10 protein-coding genes are annotated in these 15,382 nt (G+C 42.1%); 6 read left to right on the plus strand and 4 right to left on the minus strand.

Going from position 1 to position 15,382, the window contains the following annotated elements:
- Window positions 1–100: 100 nt before the first annotated feature.
- A complete protein-coding gene (locus H6G03_RS02990) occupies window positions 101–4,708 on the minus strand; it encodes a PAS domain S-box protein (RefSeq protein ID WP_190461940.1) in 4,608 nt (1,535 codons plus the stop codon).
- 593 nt (window positions 4,709–5,301) lie between these two features.
- On the opposite strand from H6G03_RS02990, the gene H6G03_RS02995 reads away from it, so the two are divergent.
- Window positions 5,302–5,538: a hypothetical protein gene (locus tag H6G03_RS02995; protein ID WP_190461942.1), complete on the plus strand. Its 237-nt coding sequence runs from the start codon at window positions 5,302–5,304 to the stop codon at window positions 5,536–5,538.
- A gap of 30 nt (window positions 5,539–5,568) precedes the next feature.
- Here the strand turns inward: H6G03_RS02995 and H6G03_RS03000 are convergent, their stop codons facing one another.
- A complete protein-coding gene (locus H6G03_RS03000; protein WP_190461944.1) occupies window positions 5,569–7,467 on the minus strand; it encodes a S9 family peptidase in 1,899 nt (632 codons plus the stop codon).
- A gap of 11 nt (window positions 7,468–7,478) precedes the next feature.
- On the opposite strand from H6G03_RS03000, the gene H6G03_RS03005 reads away from it, so the two are divergent.
- The 3 genes from H6G03_RS03005 (at window position 7,479) to H6G03_RS03015 (ending at window position 9,531) form a co-directional block, all read left to right on the plus strand.
- Complete coding sequence (locus H6G03_RS03005) at window positions 7,479–7,754, plus strand: hypothetical protein (protein WP_190461947.1); 276 nt, start codon at window positions 7,479–7,481, stop codon at window positions 7,752–7,754.
- Between the two features lie 36 nt (window positions 7,755–7,790).
- Window positions 7,791–8,654, plus strand: coding sequence for a DUF6671 family protein (locus H6G03_RS03010; protein ID WP_190461949.1), 864 nt, complete (start codon window positions 7,791–7,793; stop codon window positions 8,652–8,654).
- A gap of 112 nt (window positions 8,655–8,766) precedes the next feature.
- Entirely contained in the window at window positions 8,767–9,531 is a 765-nt protein-coding gene (locus H6G03_RS03015; RefSeq protein WP_190461951.1) for a tetratricopeptide repeat protein, read from the plus strand.
- A gap of 54 nt (window positions 9,532–9,585) precedes the next feature.
- On the opposite strand, the gene H6G03_RS03020 is transcribed toward H6G03_RS03015, so the two are convergent.
- The gene (locus tag H6G03_RS03020; protein ID WP_190461953.1) at window positions 9,586–11,313 is read right to left on the minus strand and encodes a hypothetical protein; all 1,728 of its coding nucleotides are present in this window, start codon (window positions 11,311–11,313) and stop codon (window positions 9,586–9,588) included.
- Between the two features lie 6 nt (window positions 11,314–11,319).
- Window positions 11,320–13,101, minus strand: coding sequence for a hypothetical protein (locus H6G03_RS03025; protein WP_242057129.1), 1,782 nt, complete (start codon window positions 13,099–13,101; stop codon window positions 11,320–11,322).
- Window positions 13,102–13,172: 71 nt separating this feature from the next.
- Here H6G03_RS03025 and H6G03_RS03030 point away from each other — a divergent pair, with 71 nt between their 5' ends.
- Window positions 13,173–14,420 carry a glycosyltransferase family 87 protein gene (locus tag H6G03_RS03030; protein ID WP_190461955.1) on the plus strand — a complete coding sequence of 416 codons (1,248 nt, stop codon included), beginning with the start codon at window positions 13,173–13,175 and terminating at the stop codon, window positions 14,418–14,420.
- Window positions 14,421–14,638: 218 nt separating this feature from the next.
- Window positions 14,639–15,289 carry a class I SAM-dependent methyltransferase gene (locus H6G03_RS03035; RefSeq protein WP_190461957.1) on the plus strand — a complete coding sequence of 217 codons (651 nt, stop codon included), beginning with the start codon at window positions 14,639–14,641 and terminating at the stop codon, window positions 15,287–15,289.
- Window positions 15,290–15,382 lie beyond the last annotated feature (93 nt).

Below are 15,382 nucleotides of genomic sequence, written 5' to 3' on the forward strand. Positions count from 1 at the left end.
CCAACAAAATGCCTGTAAACACTGAACCTAGCTAATGGTGGGCAGTGACTACAAATTATGTTTCGTTTATTTATGTTCACTTACTTATCTCCATTTATGTTTAATTTTTTCTCCGATATTTGAGTTCTGATAGAGTTAGCTTAAATCGCGTGCCATTGTTTCTATCTAACTCTATATTACCCTTTAATTGTTTGGTTAATGTGCATACTAACTGCAATCCTAGAGATGTTTCAATTTTCTGGAAGTTTAAATTTTCCGGGAAGCCGATGCCGTTATCGCTAACATTCAGGATGATATGGTTTTGCTCATCTAAATAAAGTTCTACCCAAATTTCTCCTTCTCTGCCGTATGGGAAAGCGTGTTTCAAAGCATTAGAAACTAATTCGTTAATAATTAAGCCGCAAGGTATAGATGTATCTAAATTGAGGCATACATTGTCGATATCAATAATATATTTTATTAACTCTCTATCTACGCCATAAGAGCTAAAAAGATTATCTACCAAGTTGGCAACATAATCACAGAAGTCTATTTTAGCTAAATCTTTAGATTGATATAGTTGTTCGTGGATGAGCGCCATTGATTGAATGCGGCTTTGACTGTCTAAAAATATATTCATCATTTCAGGAGAATCGATGAATTGAGATTGCAGATCGATCATACTAGAAATTATTTGTAGGTTATTTTTTACGCGGTGGTGGATCTCTTTTAAGAGTACTTCTTTTTCTTTCAAGGATGCTTTGATTTGCTCCTCAGCATTTTTGCGTTCAGTAATATCGAGCCCTACTGAAACGCAAGCGCGATCGCCATCGTACTTTTGGGCTACCACTAAATAACTGCGTTCTTGTCCATTTGTTTCGATAGATATTGTTTGAGAATTTGTTGGATTAGACATAGCAAAAAACTGATTTATAAATTGGACAAATTCTCGGCTATTCTCTAAGAAACCGATCGGTTGACCGATAAAGTTTTCTACAGGCAGTTTAAAAGTATCAGATAAGTGCCGATTGACGCCCAAGTATTTTAAATCCGAACTAATCCAAGATACAAACCCAGGTACGGTATCCAAGACGGCTTGTAGTTTACCTTTAGCTTGTTGTAATGCTTCTTCTGCCATTTGACTTTCTTTAGCTATCGATATCGCTGTTGCCGCCGAACTCAGTATACTAATTTCTAAAGGTTCCCATACCCTTGCTTGTCTACAGTTATCAAAACCAATAAAACCAAAGAATTCACCATTTACTATTAGGGGCAAAATCAAGATAGACAAAATACCTTTGTCTGCTAAAATTTGCCGTTCTGGTTCGGGAAATTCTGTGACTGTACCCTCAATAATATCACCTTTAGATAAGGCAGAAAGCCAGTTTGGAGATAATTGATCTAAGGGAAAATTTTGCAAGGCTGGATTGTCAATTTGAGGTTCAATTTCTTCAGCACACCATTCCGCACGTTGACTGGTTAGCAGTCTACCTATGGCATCCTGATGATTTTCAAATATATAAATACGGCTGACATCACAAACTTGCCCTAAATTTGACAAAATTAAATTATAAGTTTCATTATCTACAGGAGAAGCTAATAGTTGACGTTGTACTTCTACGAGTGCCGTTAAATAACGATCGCGCTTAGCTAATAAAGCTTCTGCTTGTTTGCGCTGTGTAATATCCCGACAAACGCAAATCAATCCTACGCCTTCAATCAAAGTGAGGGAAACTTCTTCATCAAACGTAGAACCATCTTTTCTTTTAGCAGTTGCCTCTCCTTGAAATTTACCTGTATTTCCCAACGCAGGAAATACTTCTTTCTGAAAATTGGCGATTTCTCTTGGGTAGTACAATTCTTGCCAATTTTTGCCTAATAATTCAGTAGCATTTCTATAACCGAACATTTCCGCATGAGCTTGATTGAGGTAACTATATTGGCTGTTTTCATCCAAAATTGCAATGCCATCCATCGCCGCTTCAATAGCTGCTAGCTGTCGTTTCAGAGATTGTTCTGTTTGTTTGCGATCGCTAATATCTCTTTGAATAATGACAATATAAGCAAATTGGCCATTTTCGTCACGCGCTACAGAAGATGACAAGTCCATCATGGTAATTGTGCCATCTTTACGAATAAATTCAACTTCTAAACGCTGCGTGCCTGTTTGTAACAAATTGGGAAACATTTCGGCAAAAACTTTTTGAGAACAAGGAGTAAAAAATCGATCTATTCGATGACCGATTAACTCGATTTCTGCATAGCCAGACTCCTGGATAGAAGCTGGATTAGTTTGCCAGATTAAGCCATCTAAGTCTACAACGTGAATGAAATCAGCAGCTGCTTCAAACAAAGATCGGAATCTGACTTCGCTCAAACTTAGGGCTTCTTCTGCTTGCTTGCGCTGGGTAATATCAAAACCTATGGATAAGTATTGGTAAGGTTTACCCAGATCGTTTTTAGAAGGAACGATCGTAGTGTATACCCAATGATTATTACCATTTTTGTCTTGATTTTTAATTTCCCCCTGCCAAACTTTACCGCTGGCAATAGTTTGCCACATTTGTTTGAAAAAGCTTTTTGAATGATAGCCTGAACTGACAACATTGTGAGTATTAGTAATTAGTTCGGTTTGAGAGTATCGATAGATTTCGCAAAATTTATTATTCACATAAGTAATAAAGCCTTGTTCGTCAGTAATAGAAACAATTGCTGCTTGATCTAAAGCAAACTTTTGAAAAGCTAATTCCTTAGTTCGTTCTTGCACTTTGTTTTCTAGTTCTTCGTTGAGTGTTTGCAATGCTGATTCGGCGTGTTTGCGATCGCTAATATCGGTGATCGTGCCAACATAAATGAAATCCTGCTGGTTATTTTGTTTCTCGGCGATCGCTTGACCGAGTACCCAAGTAATAGTACCATTCGGACAAATAAACCGATATTCTGCGCGAAAAGGTTTCTTTTGTTTTATGGCACTATCCCACTCTTTTAAAACGCGATCGCGATCTTCAGGATGCAATCTATTTGCCCAACCTTTAGTTAATAATTCGTCGGCTGTAACTCCCATAATTTCACAGCAACGCTCGTTAACATAAGTGCAATTTCCTTGCATATCCGTACAAAAAATTCCTACGGGTGCTGCTTTTGTTAAAGTGGCATAACGCTGTTCGCTTTGACGCAGTGCTTCCTCTGTGCGTATTCGCTCTGCCAGTTCAATTTCAGCTTTTTCAAGAGCTTTAGATTGCTGGATAGATATGGCTATTTGCACGCTGAGTTGGTCTAATAATTCTAATTCAAATGCTTGCCATTCACGCGGGTGCGAGCATTGATGTGCGATCAACAAACCCCATAAATTATCGGCAATTAAAATCGGTACAACTAAATTAGATTTAACTTGTAAATTTTCTAATAGCTCTAGGTGACAAGGAGTTAAGTTTGCTGTATAAATATTCTGACAAGACCATTGTTTACCTTGAATATATTTGGTTGCTTCTCCGTTAATAAAACAAGTATCTTCGATTTGCTTTTCTATTGCTGCCGTCCAACAAAAATCAACTGATTCAGCCACTACGCGCCCATTCATGTTGGGTAGGAAATGATAGATCATGACCCGATCGCACTTTAAGATTTGCCGCACTTCCGTAACTGTAGAATTGAGAATATCTTCTAATTTGAGAGATTGGCGAATCCGAGATGCGATCGATCTCAACAGGCGTTCTCCTTCTGCTTGCTGTCGTACTTGAGCAGTACGTTCTTGCACCTGCTTTTCTAATTCGATATTGCGGTTTTTCAGCAGCTCTATTTTTTCCGCTTCTAGCTGGGAGACAGATTGGTGCAATGTTTGCACGACACGATACATTTCCAACGGATCGAGCGATCGCAGCAAGGTAGTTTGAGTTACAATCCCCACCAGTTCTCCCACTTCTCCAACTACTACTAATCGCTGCACCCGCCGAGAAAGCATTTCCTGATGCGCTGTCCACAGGGAATCTTGAGGAGTCAAGCAAAATAGCGGCGTACTCATCACCGTTTGAGCTTGAATTTTCGCTAAATCTAGCTCTAGTACCTGAAATTGCAAGATATCTCCCTCAGTGACAATCCCCAGAGGTTTCAGTTGTTTTTCGTTTGTTGGATGATAAATAACTACACAACTCACCCGATGGCTAGCCATTAGTTCGGCTAATTCCAAAACCGAAGCTGTAGTAGGTGCTGCGATTACCTGTCTAGTCATCACCTCCGCCACCTGTCGGATGCGGAAAAGATTGCTTGGTTGCAAAGCTTGACGAAGGCTCTCAGATGTTACCACTCCTAGCAGTTTTCCGCCAGTATCCAAAATTGGCAAGTGGCGAATACGGTGTTGTCGCATCATCGCGATCGCAGTGAAAACATCGAAAGATTTTTTGTCTTGAATCAGGGTAATTACAGGGTGAGTCATCACCTGCGCGATCGTCACACCTTTAAAACTACGCCGCGAAACAGTTAACTTGACCAAATCTCTCTCAGTAAATACTCCCACCAAGCGAGATTCTTCCATCACCAAAACACAGCTAGTACCATTTGAGTTTAAGCCTGTTGTTGCCTCTGATTTTGCCAACATACAAAGACTTCCCCGTACCTGGCTCATTTGCACCAAAACATCTAGTAGCAGAGCATTTGGGGAAACTATGAGGGGTGAAGGGTCAAGTACTTGGTTTAGATGCGGCGAGTACAGAGGCAAAACATTCTCTGACATAGTGGATGTATAACTTTAATATCTGGTAAATGTTAATTAGATTTTTATGGCTTTTTACCAAGCTCTCGTACAAATAGCTAAACTGCATCAGTTGAAGTACTTATCCGAAAACAAGGCAATTTCTGTATAATTACAGGGCTCTCGCTGCGTGTCGCACTTAAATCAAATTGTAGGGAATGCCAGATTTTTGTTATAATTAAATATTTGTCTAAACAAATAGCCGACTCTATGTGTTAACTACTATTAACGCTTAAATAGAATTTGAACAATAAATATGGAAACATTTATATTCGACGGAAAAGGCGCAAATTTGCAAAAAGCTATTGATGTTCAGTCTCGTGGAGGTCTAGTTTTATGTCCTAAGTGTCAATCTAAACTGATGCTAATTTATCCCATAGGATTAAAGAAGAAGTTCAAAAATAATCTTCGCATTTTTTGTAGATTAACAAAAAATATGTGTGTTGTTACTTACTATTAACAAAAATCGATCGAAAGTGCTGAAATTATCGCCCGTCCCTAACCCACCCTACGATGAGATAAATTTCTATTATCATCACAAAAACGGGATAAACTAGCTAATTTGAGGAACAAGTATGGAAACTTTTATATTCGACGGAAAAGGCGCAAATTTGCAAAAAGCTATTGATGTTCAGTCTCGTGGAGGTCGAGTTTTATGTCCTAAATGTAAGAATGAATTGATAATAGCCACAGGAACTATTTATTGCCCAGTTAGCCAAAAGCATCTATGTTGTTTTTGGACAACAACTGAAGTAATGTCAGCATTTGAACGATTTATGAATGAAAGGCACGAAAAGAATGAGGAAGTGTAGAGTAGGGTGAGCAATGCCCACCCCACCAACTTATTTAACTACGCCAGAATGACCTGGGATATCGGTCATCGGTTCAAATCGACCGCCTAAGTGTTTGGCGAGAAATTCTTCAGCAATAGCATAGAAATGCAGGCGATTTTCCGGTCGTGCGAAACCGTGTCCTTCATCGGGATAAAGAACGTATTCGACTGGCAAATTTGCCTTTTGCATCGCTTCCACAATTTGGTCGCTTTCTGCTTGCTTGACTCGTGGGTCGTTGGCACCTTGACCGATCAGCAAAGGTTTCTTGATGCGATCGATAAAAAATAAAGGCGATCGCGACTTCAAAAACTCTTCTTCCGTCTCCAAGTTGCCGATCCGATGGTACATCGATGCTTTCAACGGTTCCCAATAAGGCGGGATACTTTGTAACAGGGTAATCAAATTACTCGGCCCGACAATATCCACACCGCAGGCAAACAGATCTGGCGTAAAAGTCAATCCCACTAAAGTAGCATAACCACCATAAGAACCGCCCATAATTGCAATCTTTTCTCGGTTGGAAATGCCTTTTTCCACCAGCCAATTAACTGCATCAATTAAATCGTCGTGCATTTTGGCTGCCCATTCGCGATTGGCAGCATTGAGGAAATCTTTTCCGTAGCCGGTGGAACCGCGAAAATTAACTTGCAGTACCCCATAACCCCGGTTAGCCAACCATTGCGCCTCCGGATCGTAACCCCAAGTATCTCGCGCCCAAGGGCCACCGTGAACTAACAGCACCGTCGGTAAATTTTGGGCGATTCCCACCGGAGTTGTTAAGTAACCGTGGATAGTCAAACCATCTCGCGCTTGGTAAGAAATTGGTTCCATTGCTGCTAGCTGCAACCCTTCTAATTTGGGTTGATTGCTAAACAGAAATGTGCTGGTTTTGCTATCGCGATTGTAAGCGTAGTAGTAAACCGGGCCGTCGTCGGTCATGTAAACTACCAGCCAGTTTTGGTCGGCTAAATCGCGGCTGCTTATGCCAAATTCACCGGGACGAACTTTGGCGATCGCTTCAAAATCTTCAGCAATACTTTCGTCTAAAATCTGCCATTCTTGCTTGTCTTTGTAGAAGGCAACTGCCTGAATTACTCGCGTTATCGGCTGAATCATGACTCCGCCGAGATCGTATTGCGGGTCTTGGGCGATGACGGTTTCCTGACGGGTGGCGAGGTCGAGGGCTAAAAGGCGATCGGCGTTGGCGTCGTGATTGCCTTCGATGTAGAGTGTTTTGCCATCAACGGAGAAGGTGACTGGCCCGCCTTGTTCATCTGGCCCCCAGTGGCGCAGAATGTCCCACTCTTTGTCTGTCGTTTCCCGCAAAAGCAGGTCGGAACCGCCATCGGGTGTGCTGGCGACGGCGGCGCGTACCTGAAATTGGGCGTCGGATGTCCAGCTGACGATGTTACCTGGGTTGTCGGTATCGAATTCCACCGCGCCGTTTTTGAGGTTGATGCGGTAAACGTCGAATTTTTGGGGGTTGTTGAGGTTTAGGGCTACTAGCGCTTCGTCTGGAAACTTGGGGTCAAGTCCTATAGGTTGGGCTTTCACGCCTTGGAATGGAGTTAAGTCGCGGACAATGTTGGACTGGATGTTGACTGCGTAGAGGTGAAAGTTCTCGTCGCCGTCCGCGTCTTGCATATACATGAGTTGGTCGGCGTTGTAAGTCCAGAAGAAAATGCGGATACCGCGCTTTTTGTCGGCGGTTAGTTGGCGATCGTCCTCCTGTCCTACCGTTCGCAGCCAAACTTGCAAAACATTCTTGTCATCGGGAGCGATGTATGCTAAATACTTGCCATCGGGCGAAAGTCTGGGACTGCTGCGTTCGGGGTTGCCGAAGAGAATTTCGCGAGGAATTAATGGCGGCAGTTTGGTAGCGGTGCGATCGGCTGTTGCAGTTTGCATGGTATCTTAGTGTGCTTAACTTCCCTATTCTCACTTTGCACGCGGCGATAGAAACTCGTCTAGTGAGGCGAACCGATCGGATGATGAGGGTATCCGATTTTGGATTTTGGATTTTGCGCGAAGTGGGCGTCTTGGACGCCATGTCCTCTACTTGGGGAGACCCCAAGATCGGAATGGCTCCGCTTCCCGTCACGATGCCCACCTTCGCAAGAGAGGATTTTCGATTGGCTGGGCAACGATCGGAAGGAGCTTTAAATTCGGATAAATTTTTTGATGATTACCCTTGAAATGTCAGGCTTGCAACTCGTTTTTTTGACTAAATTATGAATCAAATGTCCTTGTTTAACAATCGAGTCGGCGTTTTAGCCACCATGCACAAAAAAGAGCGAGTTATCGCTCCCATTCTGGCAAAAGAGTTAGGAATTCAAGTGATTGTGCCCACGAATTTTGACACGGATGTATTCGGCACGTTTACAAGAGAAGTGAAACGGATGGGCACCCAAATTGAGGCGGCTCGGTTCAAAGCAGAAAAAGCGATCGCGATCTCTGGGGAAACTCTGGCATTTGCCAGCGAAGGTTCGTTTGGCCCTCACCCGCTCATTCCGTATCTCTCAGCTAATAGAGAAATTGTCTTGTTATTAGATAAAGCTAAGAATATAGAAATTGTTGGTGAAGTATTTTCAACTGAAACTAACCATAACCATCAAAGCGTTTCCAGTGTGGAAGAAGCTTATGAATTCGCTCAAAAAGTTGGGTTTCCCGAACACGCTCTAGTTGTTATAATTGGCGATGCTCAAGCAGGAAAGGGCGAAATTATCAAAGGTATTACTGCGGAAGCAGAACTTGTCGATACTGTAAAAACAAGCCTCAAGAAATCGGCGGACGGCAAAGTACATATTGAGACAGATATGCGGGCAATGTATAACCCGACGAGGATGAAAAATATCGAGAAAGCAACGCTCGATTTGATCGAAAAAATCAATCAAACTTGCCCGGACTGTGCTTGGCCAGGATTTGACGCGATCGCCAATAAAAAGGGATTGCCTTGCGAACTTTGCCATCTCCCTACTCATCTAACTCTAGCGGTAATTTATCAATGCAAAAAATGCGGTTATACTGTGGAAAAAATTTTCCCTAATGGGCGAGAAACCGCCGATCCGTCTCAATGTCAATACTGCAATCCCTAATGGGAAACGTCCCGTACCCATCAAAAATTTTTTCTGTTGTTTGGTTATCCTAAAGGCAGTCCGTAGTTTAAACTTAAACCATTCACCATTATCAAAAAATCAAGGTTAGCCTATGAAGATGGACAGCACCGCCAACAAGTTATTAACCAAGTCTCTGACTGGTTTGTTTCTGGGCATTTTAGCTGGATCGGGAGCGTATGTTTCGCTATTGCCACAACCTAGTTTGGCACAGATAGACGATAACGAACCGGCGCTAAATTTGCGGCCAAATGCGCGGCCACGAAATAACCCCCTGCTTCCGGGATCTGAACCTGGAGATTACGAAGTTAAAGGAGAGGAGTTGCAACGATGCTCTTTGCAAGCAAATAGTGACAAGAAAAATTGTACTAGCGTCATTTCTGGATACGGACAGATAGTTAGTTTCGGTACTCAGCTTTATACCCAAGGAAATCTTAGCAGCGCGGAATCTATATTTCGACAGTTGACTCAATCGCGTCCTAAAGAGGCAACGCCTTACTATAAGTTAGGGGTAGTTCTCGATCGCCAAGGCAGAATAGATGAAGCAATTAGTTCATATCGCAAAGCAATTGAAATAAATGCCAAACACGCACTAGCGCGTAACTCTTTGGGAGTGGCTTTGGCTAGGCAAGGTCAGATAGACGATGCGATCGGCGAGTGGCGACAAGCACTGGAAATTAATTCGGAATATGCAGACGCTTGGACTAATTTGGGGATAGCAATGTTGCAGCAAGGCAAAGAAGCAGATGCGGTAGAAAATTTTAAAAAGGCAAGGGAGTTATATCTAAAGCAACGGGAATTTCAAAAAGTTAAACAAGTTGACGAATTGTTGCAGCGCATCAATTCTCAATCAACTTAAAATGTAGAATTGGCTGCAATCTCTGCCAAACTGGAGAGCGATCGCATCGCTTTTTTAGTATCTTGACAGCGCTTTCACAATACATTCTGCTGGCATGACAAATAAATAGTTTGTCTGCAAAACCGAACATTGCTGCGCGACTTCTGCTACCGCAGGATAAATTCCTTGTTCTAGTCTTTGGATCGCCTCCTTTGCTACTGGTTGATACTGCATCAGCCAGGGATTTTTTGTGATGTGTTCCGGTGTAAATGCTAAGTCAGCTATTAACCAAAAGTCTATGCCATACTTTTGGATAAAGCTTTTTACTTCCTCTGGATTCAGAGTGTATTGTGCGTTAATTAGGTCGATCGATCGCTGGCGCATCTGCGCGTAGTATTTTGTATGGTAAGGTAGGGAATATTCCGACCCTACTAAAATTGAGCGTTTGCTAAAGGTGGGGATAAAATTTGCTTCCCCTTCCAAAGTAGCGATCGTAATATCTTTCGGTTGCGCTTTAAAAAATTCGTATATAGCTTGCGAGTTACCTGTTTTGTACGCAGTGATAGGAAAGTTTTTCAAAAAGTGGGGATGCAGGATCAATGCAGCTGCGATCGCACCAGTTATCCACAGTTGCCAAGGCTTTTCTTTCCTATTCTGTTTGTCGGTAATAAAAGAATTTAAAACTGCATCCAGCATTAAGGTGAGTGCGAGTCCACCTGCGATCGCCAACACAATTCGCAGAGTATGTTCGCTATAGCGACTCGGACAATAAAGTTTAAATAGCAGCAGATGCGCGGCGAAAAACATCACCAGCGATGCCAAAATAACTTGAGGTAAAACTTTCAAGTTATTTTTCAAATGGCTAATTAAAGGAAAACGATATCGCAATAAAATCGGAAAGGCAAATCCTACTAGAATTGCTTGCGGCTTTAACCAAGGTAATAAACCGCTATCTTTACCGTTCAACCAAAACAAGAAAAAATTGCTGTGAAAAAACTTCGATCGTCCTTTGGGTAAAAACTCCGGTAAAGTTCTAGCGACACTTCCCGTAACGGTTGGCCCATATTTTGCTGATGTCAATACGGATGGCAATATTGATAGGAAAGCTACTCCTAAAGCTAAAGTAAAAAATACATAATCTTTGCGATTCCCGGAAAGACGAGGTAATCCTTTTTCCCAATCCAACAAGCGCAGGAATAAGACGAGAAGCGAAACCAATACGACTAAAGGGTAAAACAACCCTTGCAGCGCAATTGTTACCAGACAAGCTAGTTGCGATCGCCGCAACAAATAGTACAAAAATGCTGTGAAAAGCGGATACAAAAATGCTCTCGGTGTTGCCGAAACTAAATCATCTTTCATCCACAAACTTTGATTCATCAACAAAGTAGAAAGAAATCCCGCTACTGGCAAAGGTAAAATCTGCATACATACGCCAAAAAGGTATGCTGTTGTTATCAATCCCAGTACCATTGGCAAAAGTTTACTCAACAGCAACGCCGGCATACCGAGATGTACCATTAACCAAAATAGCGCGAGATATCCGGTGGGTGTAACTGATTGATAATAGTCAGCGATTAAATCATTAGGTAGCAATTCCGGATCGGTGAAACGCTGCAAAAAAAATACATACTGCCGTGCATCATCTTGGACGACATATTCGCTAGCAAAGCCTTTTTGCAGTCCTTGAAAGGCGTAAATTGCGGCAAAAATCAAGCTCAAAGTCAACCAAAAAATTATCTTATTTTTGGATGGTTTTGCGATCGGATCGGTTAAAGATTGGTGCAGGCGTTTGACGAGCATAAAAGATTAGTTTGAGTTGGCTTTGAGAAGACAATCTGTTTGTAGCAATACTAAGTCGCGTTCCCGCAAAACAGCACAGCGATCGACAAATTTTGCTAGTGCGGGAACAGTTCCCTGCTGTAAGTTGGATATCGCTTCTGAAGTTGCAGGCTGATACAGATTCAGCCATCGCCTATTAGCATGATCGATGCGATCGAAATAATCTGGCTGAAATGCTGAACTATCCAATAGCCAAAAGTCCACGCCATATTTTTGAATAAATTGTCGCACTCGATTTAGATCCGAATTGTATTGAGCGCTAATTAAATCGATAACTCTTTGGCGAATCTGGCCATAATACTTTGTATGGAAAGGGAGGGAATATTCCCTAGCTACTAAAATGGGTCGTTTGGCAAAGGTCGGCAGGTTATTCGCTTCTAAAGATAGGGAAGCTATTACACTATCTTTCGGTTGTTGTTGCAAGTATTGATACAGTGCTGTTGTTTCACCTACTACATATCCCGGTCTGGGAAAAAATCTTAAAGTGTGGGGATAAATTATGAGCGCTGAAAATATCAAAAAGCTGAATAGTAAAGGCAATAAAAGGATTTTTTTCTTGAGCGGATTCCTGGGATATTGAGGAGGAGTTTTTGACTGATAATTAAGATAAGCTCGAAAAGCCATATCCAGCAGTGTAATTAATAAGATAGCAGAAGCGATCGCCAACACAATCCGCAAGCTATGTTGCGTGTATCTGCTAGGGCCATAAAGCTTAAACATTAACAGATGTGCGGCGAAAAACATCGCGAAGGATGCTAACACAGTTTCAGTTAAAATTTTAATTTTGCTTGATATCTGACTCGTCAAAGGAAAACGATCGGAAAATATCAATACAACTGGTAATAATATGCCTATAAAAAGTTGTGCGGGGCCAACATAAGGAAAAATGCCAGTTTCTGGGCCAGCAAACCAAAAGGCCAAGGGATTGTTATTGTAAAAAAAGCTTACCCTCGCACCTACCATAAATTCCGGTACGGATTTGGCTTCGTTAATTGTAATCAATGGGGCGAATTTTGAGGATGCGATCGCATAAGGTAATAGAGATAAAAATGCTACTCCCAATCCTGTCAAACAAAATAGAAAATCTTTGCGATCGCGTGACAAACTCAGCCGTCCTTTTTGCCAATTCAACAATCGCAGCAGCAATATTCCCATCGAAATAAACGCCATCGGCGCAAAGAACAATCCCTCCAGTGCGATCGCTACCAAACAGGGTAACAAAGAACCGCGCAACAAGTAATATAAAAACGCCGCAAACAACGGATAAGCGAAAGCTTTTGGTGTCGCCGAAGCTACGTCGTTCCTCATCCAAATACTGTGATTCAGCAGCAATGTGCTGAGAAATCCCGCCGCCGGGATCGGGAATATCTCGATTGCAACGCCAAAAACGTAGATTGTTGTCACCAATGCCAGTATCGCTGGTAAAATTTTGCTCAGCAGCAAAGGCGCAATGCCTATAATTGCCATCAACCAATAAAAACTAGCAAATCCCGGCGGTGTAATCGATTGATAATACTCAGCCATCAAATCGTTACGCAGCAATTCTGGATCGACAAATCGCTGCATCCAAAACACAAACTGTCGCGCATCGTCCTGGACGACGTATTCGCTGGCAAAGGCTTTTTGGAGAGCTTGAAAAGCGTAAATTGTGGCAAAAGTCAAGCTCAAAGTAAACCAAAATACCGCTGTCGGACTAAATTTTCTGGCAGTAGGAGCGGTAAAAAACTGGTGCAGGCGTGCGATCGACATGACAAAATAACACAACGAGGGTATGATTCTAAAGGTTGGCGACAGGCACAAATTGGCTGTAACGTTTGTCTATGATAATTTACCTCATCTATGGAATTTTAATCTTAGCCACAGTTAGTCTAAATACTATCGCCATTAAATCGAAAAGGCAAGGTTTGAATTCGTGGTTGACTTGCGGTTTGCCAGCCACAGTCATGGTGCTTTTCTCTTGGCTGGTCTCTTTTTCTAATTTCTGCGGTGATTTTAATAAGTCTTATTATCCTGCTGGCAGGTTAATTATCGAAGACCCATCAAGGTTGTATGAATGGGGGAAGGGTTTGGGATTTGTGAATATCCCGATAATTGCGATTTTGTTTACGCCGATTTCCTTTTTTAATAAGCTAACGGCTCAAATCATCATTACTATTTTAGGTTTGGCAGCGATTGTTTGGTCTTGCTATTTAATATGGAAACTGACGAACGCTTCGGGATGGCGGAAGTTAGCCATAGCGGGACTAATTTTAGCTAATGGCCCTTTATACTACAGTCTCAAGCAGGGAAATTCTACGCATTTCGTCTTATTGCTGTTGATTGCAACTTTGTTTTGTCTGCGGGATAAGCGAGAAGTTTGGGTGGGTATTTTGTTAGCGATCGCATCTTTAATTAAAATACCTCTCTTCCTGCTTGGCATTTATTTCGCGATGCGAGGACGCTGGCGAGTTGTGCTGGGATTTAGCGCCGGATTAGTGGGGATAGTAGCAGCATCAATACTTTTATTTGGTTTGGATTTACACATAACTTGGTTTGAAAAATGCGTTCTGACTTTTGCGGGTAAACCGTTAGCTGCCTTTAACGTTCAGTCAGTAGATGGGTTTGTAGCGCGTTTGCTATATGATGTGGATTTAAAAAGTTGGCAACCGCTAGAAGTTGGTATGGAATTTAAAGTTTGGCGTTACTTGTTACTATCAATATTAGTGGGTAGCAGCATCTGGATTTGCTGGCGATCTAGAAAGCCGATCGCACTCGCAACAGAGTATTTAGAATTTTCGATTGTTCTCTGTCTAGCGCAACTCATCAGTCCGATTTCTTGGACGCATTACTATTTATATTTGCTGCTACCTTTATGTTTGTGGCTGTGCGATCGATTAGCAATTCCGCCAGGAATAAATTGGACTCGTTTAGTTTTGGTAAGTACGGTTTTGGTATCGCTACCGGTTATTTTGGTGAAACCGATCGCTCCTATATTTGAAGTATTCGTTTCTCATTACTTTTTGGGTGGGGTGCTGCTGCTGGGGATATTTTTGGCGGCTAGATTTTCTACCGCAGATGAACGCAGATAAACGCAGATGTATATGTAGGTTTTTGGTTGGTGGGATGGATCTATCTGATTTTTTGTAGGTTTGGTAGCAAAATTTGTTACATTTATTTATAATTACGAATAAACTAGCGATCGCACAAACTTTCCAGTTATAGCAACCGCTAGAACGGTTAGGGTATCCTAAAATGCCAGAACTAATTCACAGCAAACATTTGACTTTTGACTTTTGACTTTTGCTATATGATGCTCCGTCCCAATCAACGCACTAAGCTAGACGAAACGAGCGATAATCAGTTTTATTCTTTCCCCCGTTTTGTCACTCACGTAGATGACGGTTTTATCCAACAGCTAACAGACTTGTACCGGGAACGACTTCAACCTAACACTCGCATTTTTGATATGATGAGCAGTTGGGTTTCTCATCTACCAGATGACGTAGAATTCGCTCATGTGGAAGGACACGGGATGAACGAAGAGGAATTGACACGCAATTCTCGGTTGCATCATTACTTTGTCCAAAATCTCAACGAAAATCCCAAATTTCCCTTACCCGATGCAGATTTTGATGCTGTTCTCAACTGCGTTTCCGTACAATATCTGCAATATCCAGAAGCGATATTTTCCGAAATTCATCGCATTCTTAAACCCGGTGGAATCGCGATTTTCAGCTTCTCGAACCGGATGTTTTATCAAAAGGCAATTGCGGCGTGGCGGGATGCTTCGGAAGCAGCGCGGGTGGAAATGGTAAAAAGCTATTTTCGATCGATCCCCGGATTTACCGAACCGGAAGTTATTAGCCGAGTGTCCGCCGCTCCCAGTATTTTACAATGGATGGGTGTCGGCGGTGGCGACCCCTTCTACGCTGTTATCGCTCACAAAGCTGCTAGCTAAAAGGGAAACGGAGCGGTTTTCGGTGCGACTCTGCGTCTGCGATCGCACCGACATCACCCTTATTTAACAAATTTTCACAAAAATACTTCTGCC

The sequence above is a fragment of the Aerosakkonema funiforme FACHB-1375 genome (assembly GCF_014696265.1).
In the GTDB taxonomy this organism is placed as follows: domain Bacteria; phylum Cyanobacteriota; class Cyanobacteriia; order Cyanobacteriales; family Aerosakkonemataceae; genus Aerosakkonema; species Aerosakkonema funiforme_A.